Genomic DNA, 17,783 nt, shown 5'->3' with positions numbered 1-17,783 from the left:
TGCTGCAATTTTATACGCTGTTGGCCCGATTGGCCCCTCGGGGATGCCACTTGTTTGGCTAATTGTCCTGCCAGGGTTACACTGGCGTCCTATGCATGATGTGGCGAATGACCGCAGGCTACCGGATACTGAAAGTATTCTGATCTCAAAGGAATTAGCATTGACTCATCAACGTGTGGTTTGGCACCCGGAGATGCTGGACTTATGTCGCCGGCAATTGGACATACTGGAACGGGCAACGGGCCGGGATGTCTGCCTGCGGGACTGCGAAGGCCAGGTGCTGTGTGGCAGTGAGTCAGGAATAGGCCTGTGGCACGATATTGCGGTTGACTGTGGCCAGGGTGACAACCCCCGTCTGGTGGTGGCCTGTCTTGGTCTTGGGCTGGGCGGCAAATGCAGTGACGAGCTTGCTGATGGCCTGTTGCTGATGGCCTGTGACAGCCTGGGACAGTTGATTGGCCGCAGTGGCCTGACTCCCATGCACCACAGCCTCAGTGACGCCGGCCCCGATGCCATGGAGTTACTGCAAAACTATATTGATTCTTTCCACGAACACATCTGGATTAAAGACACCAGCGGCGTATATCGCATCTGCAATATCAGCGCCTCCCTTTCCTGGGGCAAGCCGCTGGCCGAGATTGTCGGCAAAAGCGACGATGAGCTCAATCCCGATAATGCCGACAGTTTTGTCCGCACCGACGCCGAAGCTATCCGCCGTGGCGTACCCATAGTGGTGGCCGAGTGCGTCGATAGGGATCTGCACAAGGGCCGTATCTGGCTCGAAACCACCAAGGCCCCCATGCTGGACAGGGACGGCCGCCTTCTTGGCATTATCGGTATTACCCGCGATATCGCCCGCTACAAGGCCGCCGAGGAACAGTTACTGTTGGCGCGGCGGGTATTCGAGAACTCGGTGGAAGGGGTGATGATCACCGACCGCCATGGCAAGATCAGCGAAATCAACGGCGCCTTCTTTGATATCACCGGCTACAGCCGCGAAGAGGTCATAGGCAAGAATCCGCGTATGCTCAGCTCGGGCCGCCATGAAAAGGCCTTCTTTGCCAAGATGTGGCAATCGCTGCTGACAGATGGTCAATGGCACGGCGAGATCTGGAACCGGCGCAAGGACGGTAATCTGTTTCCACAGCAGATCCGCATCAGCGCCGTGTACGGCGACAACGAGGAAGTGCAGTACTTTGTGGCGGTGTTTTCCGACATTTCGCGCCAGAAGCAGAGCGAGGCCGAACTGGCCCACATGGCCTATCACGATCCGCTGACCCGCCTGCCCAACCGTATAAAGCTGGCCACAGTGATGGAGCAGCAACTGCGCACGGCGTTGCACCATGGTCAGCAATTGGCGCTGGTGCTCATTGACGTCGATTTATTCAAACACATCAACGACAGCTTCGGCCACCTCATTGGGGATGAGGTGCTGCTGGAGCTGTCAAAACGCCTGGACGACAGCGTCAGCTCCGAAGACATGTTGGCCCGCATCGGCGGCGATGAATTCGTCTTGCTGTGCAACATAGACAATAACGAAGACGCCTCGCTGGCGGTCAGTCGCCTCAAACGCGCCTTCGAGCAGCCTTTCAGGGTCAGTACCGGTGATGAGCTCAGGCTCACCGCCAGCATGGGCATAGCCACCTTCCCCAATGACGGTGGCGATCCCGATACCCTGCTGCGCAATGCCGATGCCGCCATGTACCGCGCCAAGCAGGAAGGGCGCAACAGTCATGCCTTCTATACCGAGCAGCTGACCAAGGCCTCCGTGGTTCAGCTCAGGATGCAAAGCGCCCTCTATGGTGCCCTGGCATCCAATGCCTTCCATCTGGTGTATCAGCCCAAGGTGGATTTGAGCAGTCGCAAGGCAATGGGCTTCGAAGCGCTGATCCGCTGGCACGATCCCTTGCTGGGCTTTGTCTCACCTGCGGTCTTTATTCCCATTGCCGAATCCGCCGGGCTTATTCATGAAATAGGCCTCTGGGTGCTGCGCCAGGCCTGTATGCAGGGACGGCGCTGGCTTGATGCCGGTTATGAGATAGGCCGGATTGGGGTCAACGTCGCCGGACCTCAGCTGCATAGGCCGGGTTTTGTTGAGGAAGTGCAGCAGGTGCTCCGTGATACCGGCTTCCCAGCCGCTTGCCTGGAGCTGGAAATCACCGAAAGCATGATGATGCAGGAACCCGAGCAGGTGATAGACACCCTCAAACGGTTGGGCGATCTTGGTATTATGCTGGCGGTGGATGACTTTGGTACCGGCTATTCATCACTCAACTATTTGAAAAAATTGCCAATTCACATTCTGAAAATCGATCAGTCCTTTGTACGGGATCTGCCGGATGACAGCGACAACGGTGCCATCGCCGGGGCCATCATTGCCATGGGGCAGGCGCTGCGGTTGCAGGTCATTGCCGAAGGGGTGGAAACCGAGGCCCAGGCCAGGTTCCTCAGCGCGCTTGGCTGTCAGCAGGCCCAGGGCTATCTGTTTGCCAAGCCTGCGGCAGCGGAAGAACTGGGGGCTTTTCTGAACCCGTCCCCGGCCGCCGCCGGGCAAAAGACGGTTACCAATGCTGGAAAAGACCGCTGATTTTGCTAGGATCCGCCCCCTGATGTATTAACAGCGGATCCTGCCATGTCCTTTCACGCCTTCGCCCTGCCAGAATCCTTGCTAGCCAACCTGCAGCGCCTCGGATTCTCCGAGCCCACGCCCGTGCAGGGGCGGGCCATCCCGGCCCTGTTGGCGGGCAAGGATCTCCTGGTCAAGGCACAAACCGGCACCGGCAAAACCGCGGCCTTTGGTCTGCCGCTGCTGAGCCGGTTGCTGAGTGAGCCCGCCATGGCACTGAACCTGCCGGCCCCCAGGGCCCTGGTGTTGACTCCGACCCGGGAGCTGGCGCAGCAGGTATATGACAGCCTGCGTGACTATGGTCGCGGCAGCGGCCTCAAGTTGGCCCTGGTCTATGGCGGTGTGTCATTGGAAGGCCAGCTCAAGCAACTCAAAGAAGGCGTGGATTTGTTGGTGGCGACCCCGGGACGCCTGCTCGATCATCTTAAAAAACGCACCCTGAGGCTCGACAAGGTGCAGTTTCTGGTGTTTGACGAGGCCGATCGCATGCTCGACATGGGCTTTGAGGATGAGATCCGCGCCCTGATGAAAAAGCTGCCCGCCGAGCGCCGCACCGCGCTGTTCTCCGCCACCTTTAACGACGGTATCTGGCGCCTGGCCAAGAATCTGCTGACTGAGCCCGAACACATAGAACTGGCCCACTGCGAGGACACCGCCGCCCGTATTGAGGAGCGGGTGTTCACCATAGATGCCCCAAGGCGGCACGAAATAGTAGCCCATCTGCTGAAGACCAACCCCTGGTCACAGGTGCTGATCTTCAGTCGCACCAAACAGGGGGCCGATGCCTTGGTGGACAGCCTTGCCCGGCAGGAGATTGCCGCCGTGGCCCTGCATGCGGATCTTTCCCAAAGCCAGCGTGAGCGCAACTACAGCGATTTTCGCCAGGGCCAATGCCGGGTGCTGGTGGCCACCGACGTGGCAGCGCGGGGGCTGGATGTGGAAGCCTTGCCCTGTGTCATCAATCTGGAGCTGCCGTTCAAACGCGAAGACTATGTACACCGCATAGGTCGCACCGGCCGGGCTGGGGCCAATGGCCTGGCAATCACCTTGCTGGCGCCTGAGGATCTGCGTCTGCTGGAGGAGCTGGAGGCCATGCTCGACAGGCGTCTACCCCAGCAATGGCTGCCGGGGTTTGAGCCGGATCTCAACGCTCCGTCCCCGGAAGGCCGCAGTCTCAGCCGCGCCGCCCAGCGCCAGCGCGCCAAAAAGCGCGCCATGGGGCGCAAGTAGCTTTAGCTGCGAAAAGGATTGGCTAAACAAGTGGTAACACTCGGTTTGTTCTGCCAAAGCACCAGGTAAGTGGTGGGAGTGGTCCGCGGCGGATAACTGGTTTTTCAACCCATGCAATACCGAGTCTTCAGCCGCGACCCGTACGCTCCAGGCGCTCGCTGACCATCTTGTGATACAGGCGTGACAGCCAGGGACGGATAAAAGGCAGGCCGATAAACCAGGCCAGGGGGTTGAGCAGCCACACTCTCTGCATCAGCAATATGTAGGCATCCATTTCCACGTGCAGCTGTTGCTGCTCATCGCGCACATGCAGTTCCCGCAGCGCCTTCTTGGGATCTATCCCCAGTTCACACAGGGCGTCATCCTTTCCTGTGATATCAACCCACTCCACCTCGGCGCCATCTTTCCCGGCCAACTTTTCATAATTGGCCCTGTCCCGCACGCAGGTAGGGCAGGCACCGTCGTAATACACGGTCAAACGTTTTTGGGCCATAACTCCTCCGTGAATTTGTCACTGGAACTTGGGGCTCACTTGTATCATACCGCCATTCGTGACGATGCCCCAAAGCTACAATTTAAGCTCTCTCGAATGTGCGCCGTCTCTTTTGCTACCGCTATTGAGCCCCCGACTGGGATTGCCTACAATGGCGCACGATTTCTATTTTGCAATTGATGAGCAGATAACAAGCATGAACGACACAAAATCACAGCCTGCATTACCGGACCGCCTTTCCATCAACCCCCGCAGCCCGCACCATGTGGCCGCCGTGTTTGAGTACGATATCGGCATCAGGATTAACGGCAAAGAGCGTTTTGATGTTGAAGAATATTGCATCAGTGAAGGCTGGATTAAGGTTGCATCCCGCAAAGCACTGGACCGCCGTGGCCAACCGTTGCTGATGACCATTAAAGGCACTGTGGAAGCTTTCTACAAGTAAGCCTTTTTGAAGTAAGTCATTCTGGCAGCTTTGAATGTGTTATGGCGTTAAAAAGACAGGGCTTAGCCCTGTCTTTTTTATTGTCACCCTAAAACCACCTCCTATGGAGGTGGTGATCGTTCTGGTGGGGCTTTGCCCGGAGAATGCCCATGCTAAATACTCCCTCGGTTTGTTACCAGCAAATCAAGGAGTAAGTAGCATGAGCAGATATGAATCCGCGTCTCACGTATTCTATCGTTGTCAGTATCACCTCGTTTGGACACCCAAGTACAGGTACAAAATCCTGAAAGGTAATCTCGGCAGAGAGCTTTATCGAAGTATCTATGTTTACTGCAACATGAAGAAATGCAGAGTCGTGGAACTAAATGTTCAGGAAGATCATGTCCATCTAGTAGTCAGAACCCCACCCAGTCTAAGCGTGTCGGATTTAATGGGTTTTGTTAAAGGGAGAACCGCGATCAGGATGTTTGCCAAATTTCCTTATTTAAGAAAGCACAAGCTCTGGGGGAATCACTTCTGGCAACGGGGTTATTTTGTGGACTCAGTAGGAGCAAACGAAGACATAATCCGTAGATATGTACGGCACCAGGAAAAGACAGCCAAAGAAGAAGAGAAACGGCAAATAGCGTTAGGGTTGGAAGGTTAGTTTTTAAGCCCCCTTTTAGGGGGCTGTGTCAAAGCCACCTGCTATGCAGGTGGATTTTTACTTTGATATCAAAGGTATGTGGCCTGTTTTACCGGAAAGCAGAAATAAAAAGGGCCATCCGTGTGGATGGCCCTTTTCATCTAGGTTTGGTGGGGCGGCGTCATCTGAACTTAACTGGTAATCATTTGACGATTAACGGCTTTATGCTTAGTTGAGTTTGGTTGGTGTACCCTGTTGTGTACCCATTTTTGTTTGTCACAGGAATTTTTATCAGAGCAGTTGTCTTGAGTGGGTGAAAATCAAGCTGTTCTAGATCTTTATGCTGACTGTAGCTCTTTAGTTCCCGTTCTGCGCTGGATCTCAATAACTTGTAGATGCCATTTCTAAGCCCTTGTCCAATAAGATACTATATGTACCATTTTTATCTTGTATGCATGTGCCTTATAAAAGAGTGGATTTTGAGTAAATTATTGAAATTAGACGGTTTTGTTTCGATGGCCGATGCTCAGGAATACCTAGGTAAAGCTATCGGAGAGAATTTATCATATGCCGAGATTTATCAGCTTGTTCTTAACCAAGATTTGGTGGTTTCGGCTAGGTTCGATGCACATGAATGTGCCTTGCTCGGGAAATATATCCCTTTTACGCCCGAGCAATATGTTGAGCTTCTGAGTCAGCAACAGGTTCCTGAGGAGTGGAGTTGGATTGATCTCAATCATATTCACTATGATGGCGATAAAGCGCAGTACTATGCTTTCAACCCATCACTAACAAGCATAACAGGCTGCTGGGACTTTACGATGCTTGGTGCTGAAGCGGTAGCAATCGATCATTACTTTCGTATACAAGCAGCTAATAGCGTACATGGCGGTTTGTGCGGGGTTGAGTTGAATATACCAAGAGAAGGAATTCTATTAAGTAATGGTGAACAAATAGCCAGGTTGCAGGCGCGGACCCAATTAGATCAAAGTATCAAGTTCGACTATTTCTTGAACAAGTTAGTGTTTAAGAAGCATGAAATAAATCGCTTTCTCCAGTCGCTGGAAACCCAGCCTGATGGGGGGGTAAAGGAAAAGTCATTGTCGGGCAAAGAGCGCAATACATTTCTACTTATTATCAATGCCTTGTTGGCGGAGTTAGGTATATGCGCTTCAGATAAAGGCATAGCACCTGCAATAAGGTTGATTACTGAAACAGCAGGAACGCCAATATCTGAGAACACTATCCGCAGCATTCTTAAACAGATTTGCGATAGCGCCAGCTAGGCTCTTACAACAAAACGATAGCGCAAAAAAACGCAATTGAGTATTTGCTTTCCTCAATTGCGTTTTTGTACCTCCTTTTCCCAATAACCTTTTCGCCATCCAATAAACACCGAAAAGGTTTTACTATGTACAATAAAATCATGCGACTACCTGAAGTTATGAGCCAAACAGGCCTGTCGCGCAGCAGTATCTATTTACGCATTTCCAAGGGGAAATTCCCCTCAAGCATCTCATTGGGTGATCGCGCTGTTGGTTGGCTTGAAGCTGATGTTAACCAGTGGCTTGATGAACGCATCGCTGATTCAAAGGGGGTGCACAATGGGTAAGAACTACAACCCTAGTCGGGTAAAAATCAACCGCTCCTATACCGTCATTGAAGTCAGTGAAATATTGGAGGTCCACCCAAAAACCGTGCGTAACTGGATTCATGCAGGCTTACCTCTTGTGGATGAAAAGCGGCCACTGTTGATTGATGGCGTTGATTTACGAATTCACTTAAAACGTAAGCGAAAAGCTGACATGTATCCATGTAAAGCACATGAAATGTACTGCTTCAAATGTAGGGAGCCGAAATCCCCCTGCGTTGAGTCTCTGCAATTCATTGCGAAACCTGCTGGTATGGCGCAAATGTCGGGGCACTGCTGTGAGTGTGGATGCCATGCAAATAAGTATGTTTCATGGCGCGACGTAAACCAAATTTGGGTCGAGCTTGGAGGGAAATTACCGATAGCTGAAAAGCACTTAATCCTGATGGGGCAAGCCCTCTTAAACTGTCCTTTGGCTGAGGTATTTGATCATGAATAAGAATAGTACAAATAACGCTCGAATCATTCATGATTACATCAAGTATTTGAGGGATGCTAAGCGCCAAGATCACTCAACAATCGATGGCGCTATGAAGTCAATTAATCGCTTCGAGCAATATACGGCTTTTGCTGATTTCAGTAAGTTTAGGGCTAAGCATGCTATCGGTTTTAAGAAGCATCTCCTTTCTCAAAAATCTTTAGTCACTGGAGATAAATTGAGCAAGGCTACGGTGCTGACGATAACTCGCCACTTAAAAATGTTCTTCCAGCATTTAGTTACTCAGATGGGCTATAGAGCAAAAATTTCGTACAGCGATATCGAATATTTCAACTTGTCTGAAAAAGACACTCGTATCGCCAACGCCAAGCGTAAAAGAAATGTGGCTACTCTGGAGCAGATTATGCAAATGCTGGAAGCGATGCCTTGCTCAACAGCGATAGAAATGCGGGATAGAGCTGTTGTTGCTTTTGTTATCTTGACAGGGGCGAGAGACGGAGCGGTTGCATCCGCAAAAATCAAACATATCGATATTGCAGACCAGAGCTTTTACCAGGATGCAAGGGATGTAAATACAAAGTTCAGCAAGACCTTCTCGACCTATTTCTTTCCTGTGGGTGAGTTTCCCTCCCAGGTTTTGAATGAGTGGATTGATTACTTGGTTAAGGAGCTTGGGTTTAACCAAAACGATCCGTTGTTTCCGAAAACAAAGATGGCTCACAACAAGAATCAGCAGTTCGAAGCTGCTGGGTTACTACGGGAGCATTGGAGTAATGCGACTCCTATTCGCAAAGTCTTCAAACAAGGATTCGAAGCTGTTGGTTTGCCATATTTTAATCCCCATAGCTTCCGTAATACGTTGGTAAGGCTTGGTGAAAACTTGTGCCGCACACCTGAAGAGTTCAAAGCATGGAGCCAAAACCTAGGGCATGAAAGTGTGCTGACAAGTTTTTATAGCTATGGTGATGTGCCTGATTACAAGCAAGCAGAGTTATTGCGCAAGCTAGCAAAACCTGCTGAATCTGCCTCGCCAGATATGGAAGAGCAGTTCAAGCAATTTATGCAGTTCCAAAAAATGATGGGAAACCAATAAAACCTACCAAGAAAATCTAGTTGAGCCTGGTATCAATAAACATTCGTATATTGATACCAGACTTTTCAACTCAAAATGGGTATCATAAATTTAGGGTTTTGATTTTATGATGCTTGATCTTTATGATACCCATATATTTGATACCTTCTATAAAGTGAATGACCTATGCGTATCTTTTCTTACTGCCGTGTTTCAACAACAGAGCAAACCACCGAGAACCAAATCCTCGCTATTCGGCAAAAAGGGTATGAGGTGAATGATTCTCGTGTTGTCAGCGAAACTGTCTCAGGCTCCGTTGAAGCGATGAAGCGTGAAATGTTCAAGATGCTAATCAATCACCAGATGGAAAGCGGCGACTTGCTGGTGGTCTTAAAGCTAGACAGGTTAGGTCGAGACAACATTGACGTACAAAACACCATTAACCTGCTGACAGATAAAGGCATCAAGGTTGTTTGCCTGGATTTACCCGTAGCAGACCTCTCTAGTGCAGAGGGCAAGTTGATGCTGCAGATGTTTTCGGCCTTTGCAGAGTTTGAGCGAAACCGGATCAGAGAGCGTACGAAAGAAGGACTTGTACGAGCACAAGCCCAAGGCAAGAAACTGGGCAGACCAAAAGCTTACGGGACTACCAGCGCAGTTCAGGCCAAAAAAGCAGCAGGGTTATCGCAACGTAAAGCCGCGGAAACGCTTGGTTTGGGTATTGCGACTGTCAAAAGGCATTGGAACGAGACAGTCTCGGTCTAACTCATACCTATGCCCAGATCATTGTTCATTCCCCAATTTTCCCATATTCTCTCATCATTAAATCCACCAACGAAATTGGCGAGAGATAACACGCTGAAATGAGTGATCAAATTTTAACCTTGAAAGAGGTGGCGGAGTATTTGAAGCTTACGGAAAAAACTGCCTATAGGCTTGTCAGTGAAGGCAAGCTACCTGGCTTTAAAGTGGGTGGTTCTTGGCGGTTTAGGTACGCAGATCTAGATGCCTGGATTGATGTACAAAAATCCAAGTGAAACTGCCAAAGAAATGTGTGGCTACTGGGCCATTCAGTTTTACAAAGCAGTTTTGAAACATTTTTGAGCTTTTAACGAGACCAATGTATGAATACCGAACAGCTTAAAAAGCTTGAAAAAGACCTTTGGTCGGCCGCAGATAACTTGCGTGCAAACAGTGATTTAAAATCAACAGAATATGCAACACCTGTACTTGGGCTTATCTTCCTCAAGTTTGCCGACAACAAATACTCTCAGGTCGAAGATTCGATCGTCGCCGAGCATGCCAAACTTAAAGGCACTCGCCGAGAAAAGCCTTTTTCAGACGTGGCTATCGAGAAGTGTGGGTTCTATCTACCTGAGCATTCCCGTTACGATTACCTTCTAAACTTGCCTGAAGAGCAAGACATTGCTAAAGCAATCAAGAAAGCGATGGAAGGTATTGAAGAATACAAAGAGTCTCTCGAAGGTGTGCTGCCTAAAGATGAGTACTTTGCACTGACTCGTACTGATAGAACCTTACCTGCCCAGTTACTCAAAACTTTTTCCGATATTCCTCGTGACGCCACAGGCGACATTCTGGGTAAAATCTACGAGTACTTCCTTGGTAACTTTGCACTTGCTGAAGGCCAAGGCGGTGGCCAGTTCTTTACCCCGACTTCCGTTGTTCGTTTAATGGTTGAGGTTATCGAACCATACAAGGGCACGGTCTACGACCCCGCTTGTGGTTCGGGTGGAATGTTTGTTCAGTCTCAGCAGTTTATTGAAGACCACAGAGCAGAGCTAAATGCTCTGGGCGAAGCACACGATGAGAACCAGTTGTTTGTTTATGGTCAGGAAAAGACCTTGGACACCGTAAAGCTGGCAAAAATGAATATCGCGGTAAATGGGCTGCGAGGTGACATTAAGCAAGCCAACAGCTACAAAGAGAACCCTTTCGATTCATACTGTAAGTTTGACTATGTTCTCGCTAATCCTCCATTTAATGTCGATGACGTGCCTCTGGCCGATGTAGAGGAAGACATCCGTTTTAATGAATTTGGTCTTCCAAAGAACAAAACCAAAGCTAAGAAAAAGGATGAAGGGAAAGAGACTGTTCCTAATGCAAACTACTTGTGGATTAACCTGTTTGCCACCTCACTCAAAGACAAAGGCCGTGCGGCACTGGTGATGGCCAACTCAGCTTCTGATGCCCGTCATTCTGAAGCGGAAATTCGCCAACGCCTGATTAAAGAAAACCTTATCTACGGTATGCTCACCCTGCCGTCTAATATGTTCTACACGGTCACGCTTCCTGCCACACTTTGGTTCTTCGACCATGATAAACAGGATGATCGAATTCTATTTATCGATGCTCGCAATGTGTTTACTCAGATAGACCGAGCCCACCGCGAATTTAGTCCTGAACAAATCAGCAATCTGGCGATTATTAGTAAGCTCCACAAAGGAAAACGCCGGGAGTTCGTACACCTTATTGATAGCTACTTTGCAAAAGGCATGGCACTGCTGGCAGAAAACAGGGAGCAAGTTGGGCCTGTAAGCGAACAAATTCTAGAGGTTTTAGACGACGCTGAAGGCAAACTGGCTGTAGGCGAATTGATGAAGCAGTGGTCTGTTCTCACCCAGCTACAAGCTCACCACAAAGACTACACAACACAGGTAGAAGGAAAGTTTGCAGATAAAGGCAAAGTTGATGAACTCAATACCGCTCAACATCAGCTACAGCAGCACTTTGAACCTTTTTTTAAAGCACTCCACCTAGGTCTGAAACAGCTCGACAAAACCGTGCGCAAGCATGAAAAGGCCAAGGCTGAAAAAGCCATAGCTAAAGGCAAACGAGCAACAACAGATCGCCAAACCAAGCAGCTGAAAATGGCCTTAGAACAATTGCACAAAGAGGTTAAGAGTGCCGAAATTTACTTTAAACACATTCATTGGCTGCAAGAGCGCTTCCCTAGGGCGGAGTATGAAGATGTCACCGGGCTATGTAAGTTAGCGACGCCAGAAGATGTAAAAGAACAAGACTATTCATTAAACCCTGGCCGCTATGTTGGTGTAGTGATTGAAGAGGACGGAAGGACTGAAGAAGAGTTTCTAGAAGAGCTGGTGGCTCTGAATGAACAGCTTCAGGAGCTTCAAGAAGAGTCAAATAGGCTAACTGATGTAATCAATAGCAATGCAAATTCGATGGTGGAATTATGACGTCGAATTGGACAGAAAAGCCCATTAAAAGCCTTGGTAAGGTTGTAACCGGCAAAACACCAGCAAAAAGCGAAGATCAGTACTATGAAGGGGGTACGTTTCCGTTTGTATCCCCCAAAGATCTTGATAAAGACCAGTACTTTGTTGCAGGCACAGAGACAAAAATAACCCAGAAAGCGATGGAAAAACATCGTAATCAGGTTATACCCCAAAATTCAGTTCTGTTTACTTCATTGAGTTTTGCCTTTGGAAAAATGGCGATAGCAAGTGAACCTTGCATGACGAACCAGCAAATAAACTCAATAGTTGTTAATGATGAGCATGACTATAAATTCGTTTATTACCTACTTCAGGCTTATCGCCCAATTATCTTTTCATACAACTCTGGCATTGATACCCCTCTTGTACCCAAATCAGTTTTCGAGACGATTAAGGTTAAATGTCCGGATTTACCTATACAGAGAAAAGTCGCTGCTGTTCTCTCTGCCTACGACGACCTAATCGAAAACAACAAGCGCCGTATCGCTGTTCTGGAAAATATGGCGGAAGAGATTTACCGAGAATGGTTTGTTCGCTTTCGTTTTCCCGGTTATCAAACTGCTGAGTTTGAAAAAGGAATTCCAACAGGGTGGGAAGTTGAAAAGCTAGGTAACATCTGCGAGCTCGCTTATGGAAAAGCACTAAAAAAGGAAGACCGAGAAGATGGTCAAATTCCTGTCTATGGTTCCAGTGGAGTAGTCGGCTATCACAACAAAGCATTAACGAAGCAAGGTGGAATAATTGTTGGTAGAAAAGGAAATGTTGGAAGCGTGCATTGGTCAGCCTCTCCCTTCTTTCCGATAGATACCGTTTATTACGTAAAGTCAGATATTAGCAATTATTTTCTCTATTACCTCATGGGTAATATGAATTTTATTAATAATGATGCAGCAGTACCTGGACTAAATAGGAATCAGGCATACTCAAACACTCTTCTGCTGCCAGGTGATAAGTTGATTAAACAATTTGAAATCCGAGTGAAACCGTTGTTTGAACAGAGACAAATTATCTTGGAAGAAATAAGTAACTTAAATTCAACAAAACTCGCTCTTTTACCTCGTCTAATCTCAGGCAAACTCTCTTTAGATGAGTTGGATATCAAATCCCCACCAAGTATGCAGGAAGAGCACAAGGTAGATTTAGGAAAATAACAAGGAAGACAAATGGTTAAAGGCAAGGTTAAGAACATAATTAGCGAAGATGATATTGAACAGCAGCTATTGCAGCAGCTTCAACACCTACATGGCTTTGATGTACTGAATTGCTTCACCGCTAAGCCAGATGAACTTAATGACGGTTCAAATCGCACTGATAAGCGTGATGTCATATTCGCTGATAGATTGCGTGAAGCTTGCCTTGACCTAAATCCACATATTCCAGAGAAAGTTATCGATGAGCAGGTGCTCAACAAGATAACCGATCGCCGTGCAGCGATGAACCCGACTGCGGCTAACCGAGAACTCTACGGCTACATCCGTGATGGTGTACCCGTAGAGTTTGACGATAAGAACGGCAGAAAGCAGAAAGAAACTGCCAGGTTAATAGACTTTAACCAACCATCGCCTAAAGCTAAACGCAACCACTATTTGGCGGTGTCTCAGTTGTGGATTAAGTCCTCGGCTCAGGCTCCATATTCGGCTTATCGCAGACCGGATGTGATCCTTTATGTAAACGGTATACCGCTAGTTTTCATTGAACTTAAAAACTCAAATGTCAAGTTGCGCTCAGCTTTTGATGACAACCTAAAAAACTACAAGCACGATATTCCTCAGCTGTTCCTCTGTAATGCTTTTTGCATTCTTTCAAATGCTATTGAAACTAAAGTGGGTAGCTTTACTGCCGGTTGGGAGCACTTCTTTAACTGGCTGCGAGTCGACAGTGAGAAAGAGAAAATCAACCGTCAAAAAATACGTGAAGAGGGGATCAGTGTTGAGCGAGCGATAAACGGCCTGCTAGCTCCCTCAAAGCTACTCGATTACATCGAGAACTTTATTCTTTTTCACAAAGAAAGCACCAAGATTATCGCTCAAAACCACCAGTTTATGGGGGTTAATCAAGCCTTTTATCGCTTCCTTAAACGTGAAGACCTCGATGGTAAGCTAGGTATTTTCTGGCACACCCAAGGCTCGGGTAAGAGCTTCTCGATGGTGTTCTATGTTCGCAAGATTTTCCGCAAGGTAACCGGAAACTTTAGCTTTGTTGTGGTTACAGATCGCCAAGATCTTGATGGTCAGATCTATCGCAATTTCCTTAATTCTGGCGTAGTGAAGGAAAAGGATGCCGCCCAACCTGCGAACTCCAATGAGTTACGTGATTTTTTAGGGCAAAACAAGAAAGTTGTCTTTACGCTAATTCAGAAGTTCCGTTACAACAAAGGCAAGCAGTACCCTAAGCTGTTTGATCCAGATAAAGAAAAACGAGAAGTCATAGTTATTGTTGATGAGGCGCACCGTACTCAATACAAATCGCTCGCAGAAAACATGCGAGCGGGCCTTAAAGGTGCTCACTTCCTTGCTTTCTCTGGTACTCCACTGTTGGGCAAAAAGTACAAAAACAAAACCTTTATCGGGAAAACCGAAGAATGGTTTGGTGGCTATGTTTCTGAATATACCTTCCAAGATGCCGCAGAAGATGGTGCAACAGTACCGCTTTATTACGAAAAGCGCGTCCCAGAGGTATTAATCCAGAATGATGATCTTAGTGATGAGTTTTATGAGCTTCTGGAAGATGAAGGTTTGGACGATGCTCAGCAGCAAAAATTAGAAAAGAAGTTTTCTAAAGAAATGCAGGTGATAGTTCGTGATGACCGCTTAGATACTATAGCCAAAGATATCGTCTATCATTTTCCGCGTCGGGGCTATCTTGGCAAGGGTATGGTGGTGTCGCTGGACAAATTCACTACTGTGAAAATGTACGACAAGGTTCAGCAGTATTGGAAAGCAGAGATAAAGCGCCTGCGTGGGTTAATCAGTAAATCTACCAGTGATATAGAAAAAGCGCGATTTAAGAAGATAGTTGATTACATGCGCTCTGTTGAAATGGCTGTTGTAGTTAGTGATCCGCGAGCAGACGAAGAGAAGTTCATGAAGGCTGGTTTAGATATCAAGCCACATATTGCGCGCCTTGAACAGCTGGATGAAAACGGCCACGACATCGAATACAACTTTAAAGATCCAGAACATCCACTTCAGCTAGTTTTTGTATGCGCCATGTGGCTGACAGGTTTTGATGCGCCTACAGTGTCGACTCTGTATCTCGATAAACCGATGAAAGACCACACCCTAATGCAAACGATTGCGAGAGCGAACCGAGTGGCATCGCATCGTATTAGGGGCTATAGCGGGGACTTTATCGAGAAGAGGAACGGCGAAATTGTCGATTACTACAACGTATTCCGCAATATGAAAAAAGCACTTCGAGATTATGCCCAAGGTGCGGATGAGCCCGGTGAAGAAGGTGAAGCTTTACCTATTCAAGAGAAGACCGAACTTTTCAACTTGCTGGATGATGCGATTAAGCAAGCCGACAATTGGTGCAGGGAAAGAAATATTAACCTGCATGCTATTGCTGATGATGACGATGTATTTAAGAACATCGCTCTATTTGAAGATTACGCCGATACGCTTCTTTCAACAGACGAATGGCGAAAAACCTTCTATGTATACAACAACACAGTATCTTCGTTGTATGAAGCATGTAAGCCAGAAATTCTGGGCCAGCAGCGCCGACCTTTGATTGCAGTAATTCAATACTTGAGAGGGGTGGTTGACGCTCACATTGAGCAAGTTGATGTGGACGAGCTCTCTCGAAAAATAGCCGAACTACTCGATGAAAGCGTAGTTGTTGATAACACTGAGAAGTTTGCGGCTAAGGAGCACAAGGCTAGCTATGAGATCATTCAAAAAGGCAAAACCTGGGACCTGAGCAAACTCAATTTTGAAAAGCTCAAAGAAGAATTCCAAAAGGCTAAGCATAAGCATGTTGAGATCGCTGAATTAAAGGCGTTCATTGAAGACAAGCTCAGAAAAATGATGGAGCAAAATTTCACTCGCACAGACTTTGCGGAAAAGCTCCAGGAAATAGTGGATCGTTATAACTCTGGGGGCTCATCTACAGAAAATTACTTCGATGATTTGATGCAGTTTGCAGAAAATATGAAGGAAGAGGACGAACGTCATGTTCGCGAGGGACTTACAGAAGACGAGCTCGAACTTTTCGACCTACTGAAAAAAGATAAACTCACTAAAAATGAAGAGCAAAAAGTTAAGCTTGCTGCCAAGAACTTGATTCTGCGCTTACTTGATGGCCACCCCAAGGTACTTGTTCAGGATTGGTGGAAAGATGGCCAAACTCAGTTGCAAGTAAAAAATGCTATTGAAGAAGTTCTAGATAAAGACCTACCCGTTAGTTATGGGCGAATTGATTTCAAAGATAAGTGCGATAAAGTCTATGATTTAGTTGTTGATTTTTCAGCAAAAAATAAGAAATGGGTGGCGTAGTAAACGTAATGGATGTACAACATTTTATTAAGCAATATTTGAGAGAAATTGAAAGCGGCAATGCTGCCATTTTTGCAGGGGCAGGCCTGTCTGTTGGGGCGGGATACGTTAACTGGAAAGAACTTCTACGACCTTTAGCTGAGGAATTAAAGCTCAATGTTGATGAAGAACATGATTTGGTTGCACTAGCTCAATACCATGAGAACAAATTTAATCGCCAGCGTATTTCACAGCAGCTCCTAAATGAGATGGCTATTGAGCAGGCTCCAACAGCAAACCACAAGTTGTTAGCTTCTCTTCCAATATCTACCTATTGGACAACGAACTACGACAAGTTAATAGAGAGCACTTTGACATCAGTAAAAAAAGTTGTTGATGTTAAATATACAAACGATCAATTAGCCGTCACTAAGCCTAAACGAGATGTCGTCCTTTATAAGATGCATGGCGACATAGACACGCCCAACAACACTGTCCTTACCCGAAACGAATACGAAAAATATCCCCATTCTCACGCCCCATTTATCACCGCTCTATCTGGTGACCTTGTTTCGAAAACCTTTCTGTTTATTGGTTTTAGTTTTACTGACCCCAATTTACATCACGTGCTGACAAACATCAGAATTCAGTTCGAAGGGAACCAAAGAAATCATTACTGCATACTACGGCGAGAAAACAGAGCTGATTATAACGATGAAGCGACCTTTGTTCGTGCTGAAACTCGTCAACAACTTTTCGCAGATGATTTAGGGCGATTTCATATCAATGTTGTTTTCATCGATGAGTTTGAAGAAGTTACTCAAATCCTTGAACATATAAGCCGCCTTTACAAAAGAAAAACCGTATTCGTATCAGGTAGCGCATCTGATTTTGGGAACTGGAGTCAAAGTAATACTGAAGATGCTCTTCAAGGGTTAGGCCGCACGTTAATCGACCAAGACTACAGACTCGTGAGTGGTATTGGGCTTGGAATTGGTAATGCACTTATATCTGGAGCTATCCAATCTGCATATCAAAAGCAGTTCTCTCACCTCGATGAAAGGCTGATCATGAGACCTTTTCCGCAGTATATAGAAGACCATGTACAAAGAGCAGAGATTTGGCATTGCTATCGACAGGATCTGATAGGGAAAGCGGGTATCGCAATATTCATATTGGGTAACAAACAGTCCGATGGCGATGTTGTTGTCGCTGATGGGGTGCTCAAAGAATTCGAGATCGCGAAAAAGTTGAATCTAGCGATTGTACCGGTAGGTTTCTCAGGATTTGCCGCAGAACAGATTTGGCAAGAAACGATAGCTCATTTCGAAGAAATTTTCCCTGGGGATAATGGTGAGATAAGAGCTTTGTATGAAACGTTGGGGAGGGCAACTGACAACCCAATGGAGATGATTTCTAGAGTTTTAGACGTGTTAAACGCGTTATCAAAGGAGTAGCTATTTGTGG

15 protein-coding genes are annotated in these 17,783 nt (G+C 47.1%); 14 read left to right on the top strand and 1 reads right to left on the bottom strand.

Features of this window, described 5'->3' with window-relative positions; translation table 11 throughout:
• Positions 1 to 160: 160 nt before the first annotated feature.
• Both JYB85_RS12690 and JYB85_RS12685 read left to right on the top strand, forming a co-directional pair.
• Complete coding sequence (locus JYB85_RS12690; RefSeq protein WP_228730099.1) at positions 161 to 2,587, top strand: putative bifunctional diguanylate cyclase/phosphodiesterase; 2,427 nt, start codon at positions 161 to 163, stop codon at positions 2,585 to 2,587.
• Positions 2,588 to 2,632: 45 nt separating this feature from the next.
• Complete coding sequence (locus JYB85_RS12685; RefSeq protein WP_207379597.1) at positions 2,633 to 3,856, top strand: DEAD/DEAH box helicase; 1,224 nt, start codon at positions 2,633 to 2,635, stop codon at positions 3,854 to 3,856.
• A gap of 127 nt (positions 3,857 to 3,983) precedes the next feature.
• Here JYB85_RS12685 and JYB85_RS12680 read toward each other — a convergent pair whose 3' ends face one another.
• Positions 3,984 to 4,349 carry a thiol-disulfide oxidoreductase DCC family protein gene (locus JYB85_RS12680; protein WP_207379596.1) on the bottom strand — a complete coding sequence of 122 codons (366 nt, stop codon included), beginning with the start codon at positions 4,347 to 4,349 and terminating at the stop codon, positions 3,984 to 3,986.
• 196 nt (positions 4,350 to 4,545) lie between these two features.
• Here JYB85_RS12680 and JYB85_RS12675 point away from each other — a divergent pair, with 196 nt between their 5' ends.
• From JYB85_RS12675 to JYB85_RS12620, 12 genes are all read left to right on the top strand, one after another.
• A complete protein-coding gene (locus JYB85_RS12675) occupies positions 4,546 to 4,794 on the top strand; it encodes a DUF3297 family protein (RefSeq protein WP_207382065.1) in 249 nt (82 codons plus the stop codon).
• Positions 4,795 to 4,993: 199 nt separating this feature from the next.
• On the top strand, positions 4,994 to 5,440 hold the full coding sequence (gene tnpA, locus JYB85_RS12670) for an IS200/IS605 family transposase (RefSeq protein WP_207381940.1): 447 nt from the start codon (positions 4,994 to 4,996) through the stop codon (positions 5,438 to 5,440).
• Between the two features lie 458 nt (positions 5,441 to 5,898).
• Complete coding sequence (locus JYB85_RS12665) at positions 5,899 to 6,705, top strand: hypothetical protein (protein WP_207379595.1); 807 nt, start codon at positions 5,899 to 5,901, stop codon at positions 6,703 to 6,705.
• Between the two features lie 125 nt (positions 6,706 to 6,830).
• Complete coding sequence (locus JYB85_RS12660; protein WP_207379594.1) at positions 6,831 to 7,031, top strand: helix-turn-helix transcriptional regulator; 201 nt, start codon at positions 6,831 to 6,833, stop codon at positions 7,029 to 7,031.
• Positions 7,024 to 7,509 (top strand): helix-turn-helix domain-containing protein, encoded by a 486-nt coding sequence (locus JYB85_RS12655; RefSeq protein ID WP_207379593.1) that lies wholly within the window; start codon positions 7,024 to 7,026, stop codon positions 7,507 to 7,509. The genes JYB85_RS12660 and JYB85_RS12655 overlap by 8 nt, the downstream gene beginning before the upstream one ends.
• Positions 7,502 to 8,602: a tyrosine-type recombinase/integrase gene (locus JYB85_RS12650; protein WP_228730098.1), complete on the top strand. Its 1,101-nt coding sequence runs from the start codon at positions 7,502 to 7,504 to the stop codon at positions 8,600 to 8,602. The genes JYB85_RS12655 and JYB85_RS12650 overlap by 8 nt, the downstream gene beginning before the upstream one ends.
• Positions 8,603 to 8,767: 165 nt before the next feature.
• Positions 8,768 to 9,346 carry a recombinase family protein gene (locus JYB85_RS12645; protein WP_207379592.1) on the top strand — a complete coding sequence of 193 codons (579 nt, stop codon included), beginning with the start codon at positions 8,768 to 8,770 and terminating at the stop codon, positions 9,344 to 9,346.
• A gap of 98 nt (positions 9,347 to 9,444) precedes the next feature.
• Complete coding sequence (gene mads1, locus JYB85_RS12640; RefSeq protein WP_207379591.1) at positions 9,445 to 9,618, top strand: methylation-associated defense system helix-turn-helix domain-containing protein MAD1; 174 nt, start codon at positions 9,445 to 9,447, stop codon at positions 9,616 to 9,618.
• A gap of 87 nt (positions 9,619 to 9,705) precedes the next feature.
• Complete coding sequence (locus JYB85_RS12635) at positions 9,706 to 11,799, top strand: type I restriction-modification system subunit M (protein WP_207379590.1); 2,094 nt, start codon at positions 9,706 to 9,708, stop codon at positions 11,797 to 11,799.
• Positions 11,796 to 12,989 carry a restriction endonuclease subunit S gene (locus tag JYB85_RS12630; RefSeq protein WP_207379589.1) on the top strand — a complete coding sequence of 398 codons (1,194 nt, stop codon included), beginning with the start codon at positions 11,796 to 11,798 and terminating at the stop codon, positions 12,987 to 12,989. The genes JYB85_RS12635 and JYB85_RS12630 overlap by 4 nt, the downstream gene beginning before the upstream one ends.
• Before the next feature lie 12 nt (positions 12,990 to 13,001).
• Positions 13,002 to 16,337, top strand: a complete 3,336-nt coding sequence (locus JYB85_RS12625) for a type I restriction endonuclease subunit R (RefSeq protein WP_207379588.1) — start codon at positions 13,002 to 13,004, stop codon at positions 16,335 to 16,337.
• Positions 16,325 to 17,773, top strand: a complete 1,449-nt coding sequence (locus JYB85_RS12620; RefSeq protein WP_228730097.1) for an SIR2 family protein — start codon at positions 16,325 to 16,327, stop codon at positions 17,771 to 17,773. The genes JYB85_RS12625 and JYB85_RS12620 overlap by 13 nt, the downstream gene beginning before the upstream one ends.
• The last annotated feature ends 10 nt before the right edge of the window (positions 17,774 to 17,783 follow it).

This window comes from Shewanella sedimentimangrovi, assembly GCF_017354965.1.
Classification (GTDB): Bacteria; Pseudomonadota; Gammaproteobacteria; order Enterobacterales; family Shewanellaceae; genus Shewanella; species Shewanella cyperi.
The sequence above is the reverse complement of the archived record's forward strand: the minus strand, read 5'-3'. Positions and strand labels throughout refer to the sequence as shown.

Excerpts from the sequence above, each read along its gene's own strand:
- JYB85_RS12685 (WP_207379597.1), top strand. The coding sequence starts at position 2,633 with ATGTCCTTTCACGCCTTCGCCCTGCCAGAATCCTTGCTAGCCAACCTG.
- JYB85_RS12680 (WP_207379596.1), bottom strand. The coding sequence starts at position 4,349 with ATGGCCCAAAAACGTTTGACCGTGTATTACGACGGTGCCTGCCCTACC.
- JYB85_RS12675 (WP_207382065.1), top strand. The coding sequence starts at position 4,546 with ATGAACGACACAAAATCACAGCCTGCATTACCGGACCGCCTTTCCATC.
- tnpA (WP_207381940.1), top strand. The coding sequence starts at position 4,994 with ATGAGCAGATATGAATCCGCGTCTCACGTATTCTATCGTTGTCAGTAT.
- JYB85_RS12660 (WP_207379594.1), top strand. The coding sequence starts at position 6,831 with ATGTACAATAAAATCATGCGACTACCTGAAGTTATGAGCCAAACAGGC.
- JYB85_RS12655 (WP_207379593.1), top strand. The coding sequence starts at position 7,024 with ATGGGTAAGAACTACAACCCTAGTCGGGTAAAAATCAACCGCTCCTAT.
- JYB85_RS12650 (WP_228730098.1), top strand. The coding sequence starts at position 7,502 with ATGAATAAGAATAGTACAAATAACGCTCGAATCATTCATGATTACATC.
- JYB85_RS12645 (WP_207379592.1), top strand. The coding sequence starts at position 8,768 with ATGCGTATCTTTTCTTACTGCCGTGTTTCAACAACAGAGCAAACCACC.
- mads1 (WP_207379591.1), top strand. The coding sequence starts at position 9,445 with ATGAGTGATCAAATTTTAACCTTGAAAGAGGTGGCGGAGTATTTGAAG.
- JYB85_RS12635 (WP_207379590.1), top strand. The coding sequence starts at position 9,706 with ATGAATACCGAACAGCTTAAAAAGCTTGAAAAAGACCTTTGGTCGGCC.
- JYB85_RS12630 (WP_207379589.1), top strand. The coding sequence starts at position 11,796 with ATGACGTCGAATTGGACAGAAAAGCCCATTAAAAGCCTTGGTAAGGTT.
- JYB85_RS12625 (WP_207379588.1), top strand. The coding sequence starts at position 13,002 with ATGGTTAAAGGCAAGGTTAAGAACATAATTAGCGAAGATGATATTGAA.
- JYB85_RS12620 (WP_228730097.1), top strand. The coding sequence starts at position 16,325 with ATGGGTGGCGTAGTAAACGTAATGGATGTACAACATTTTATTAAGCAA.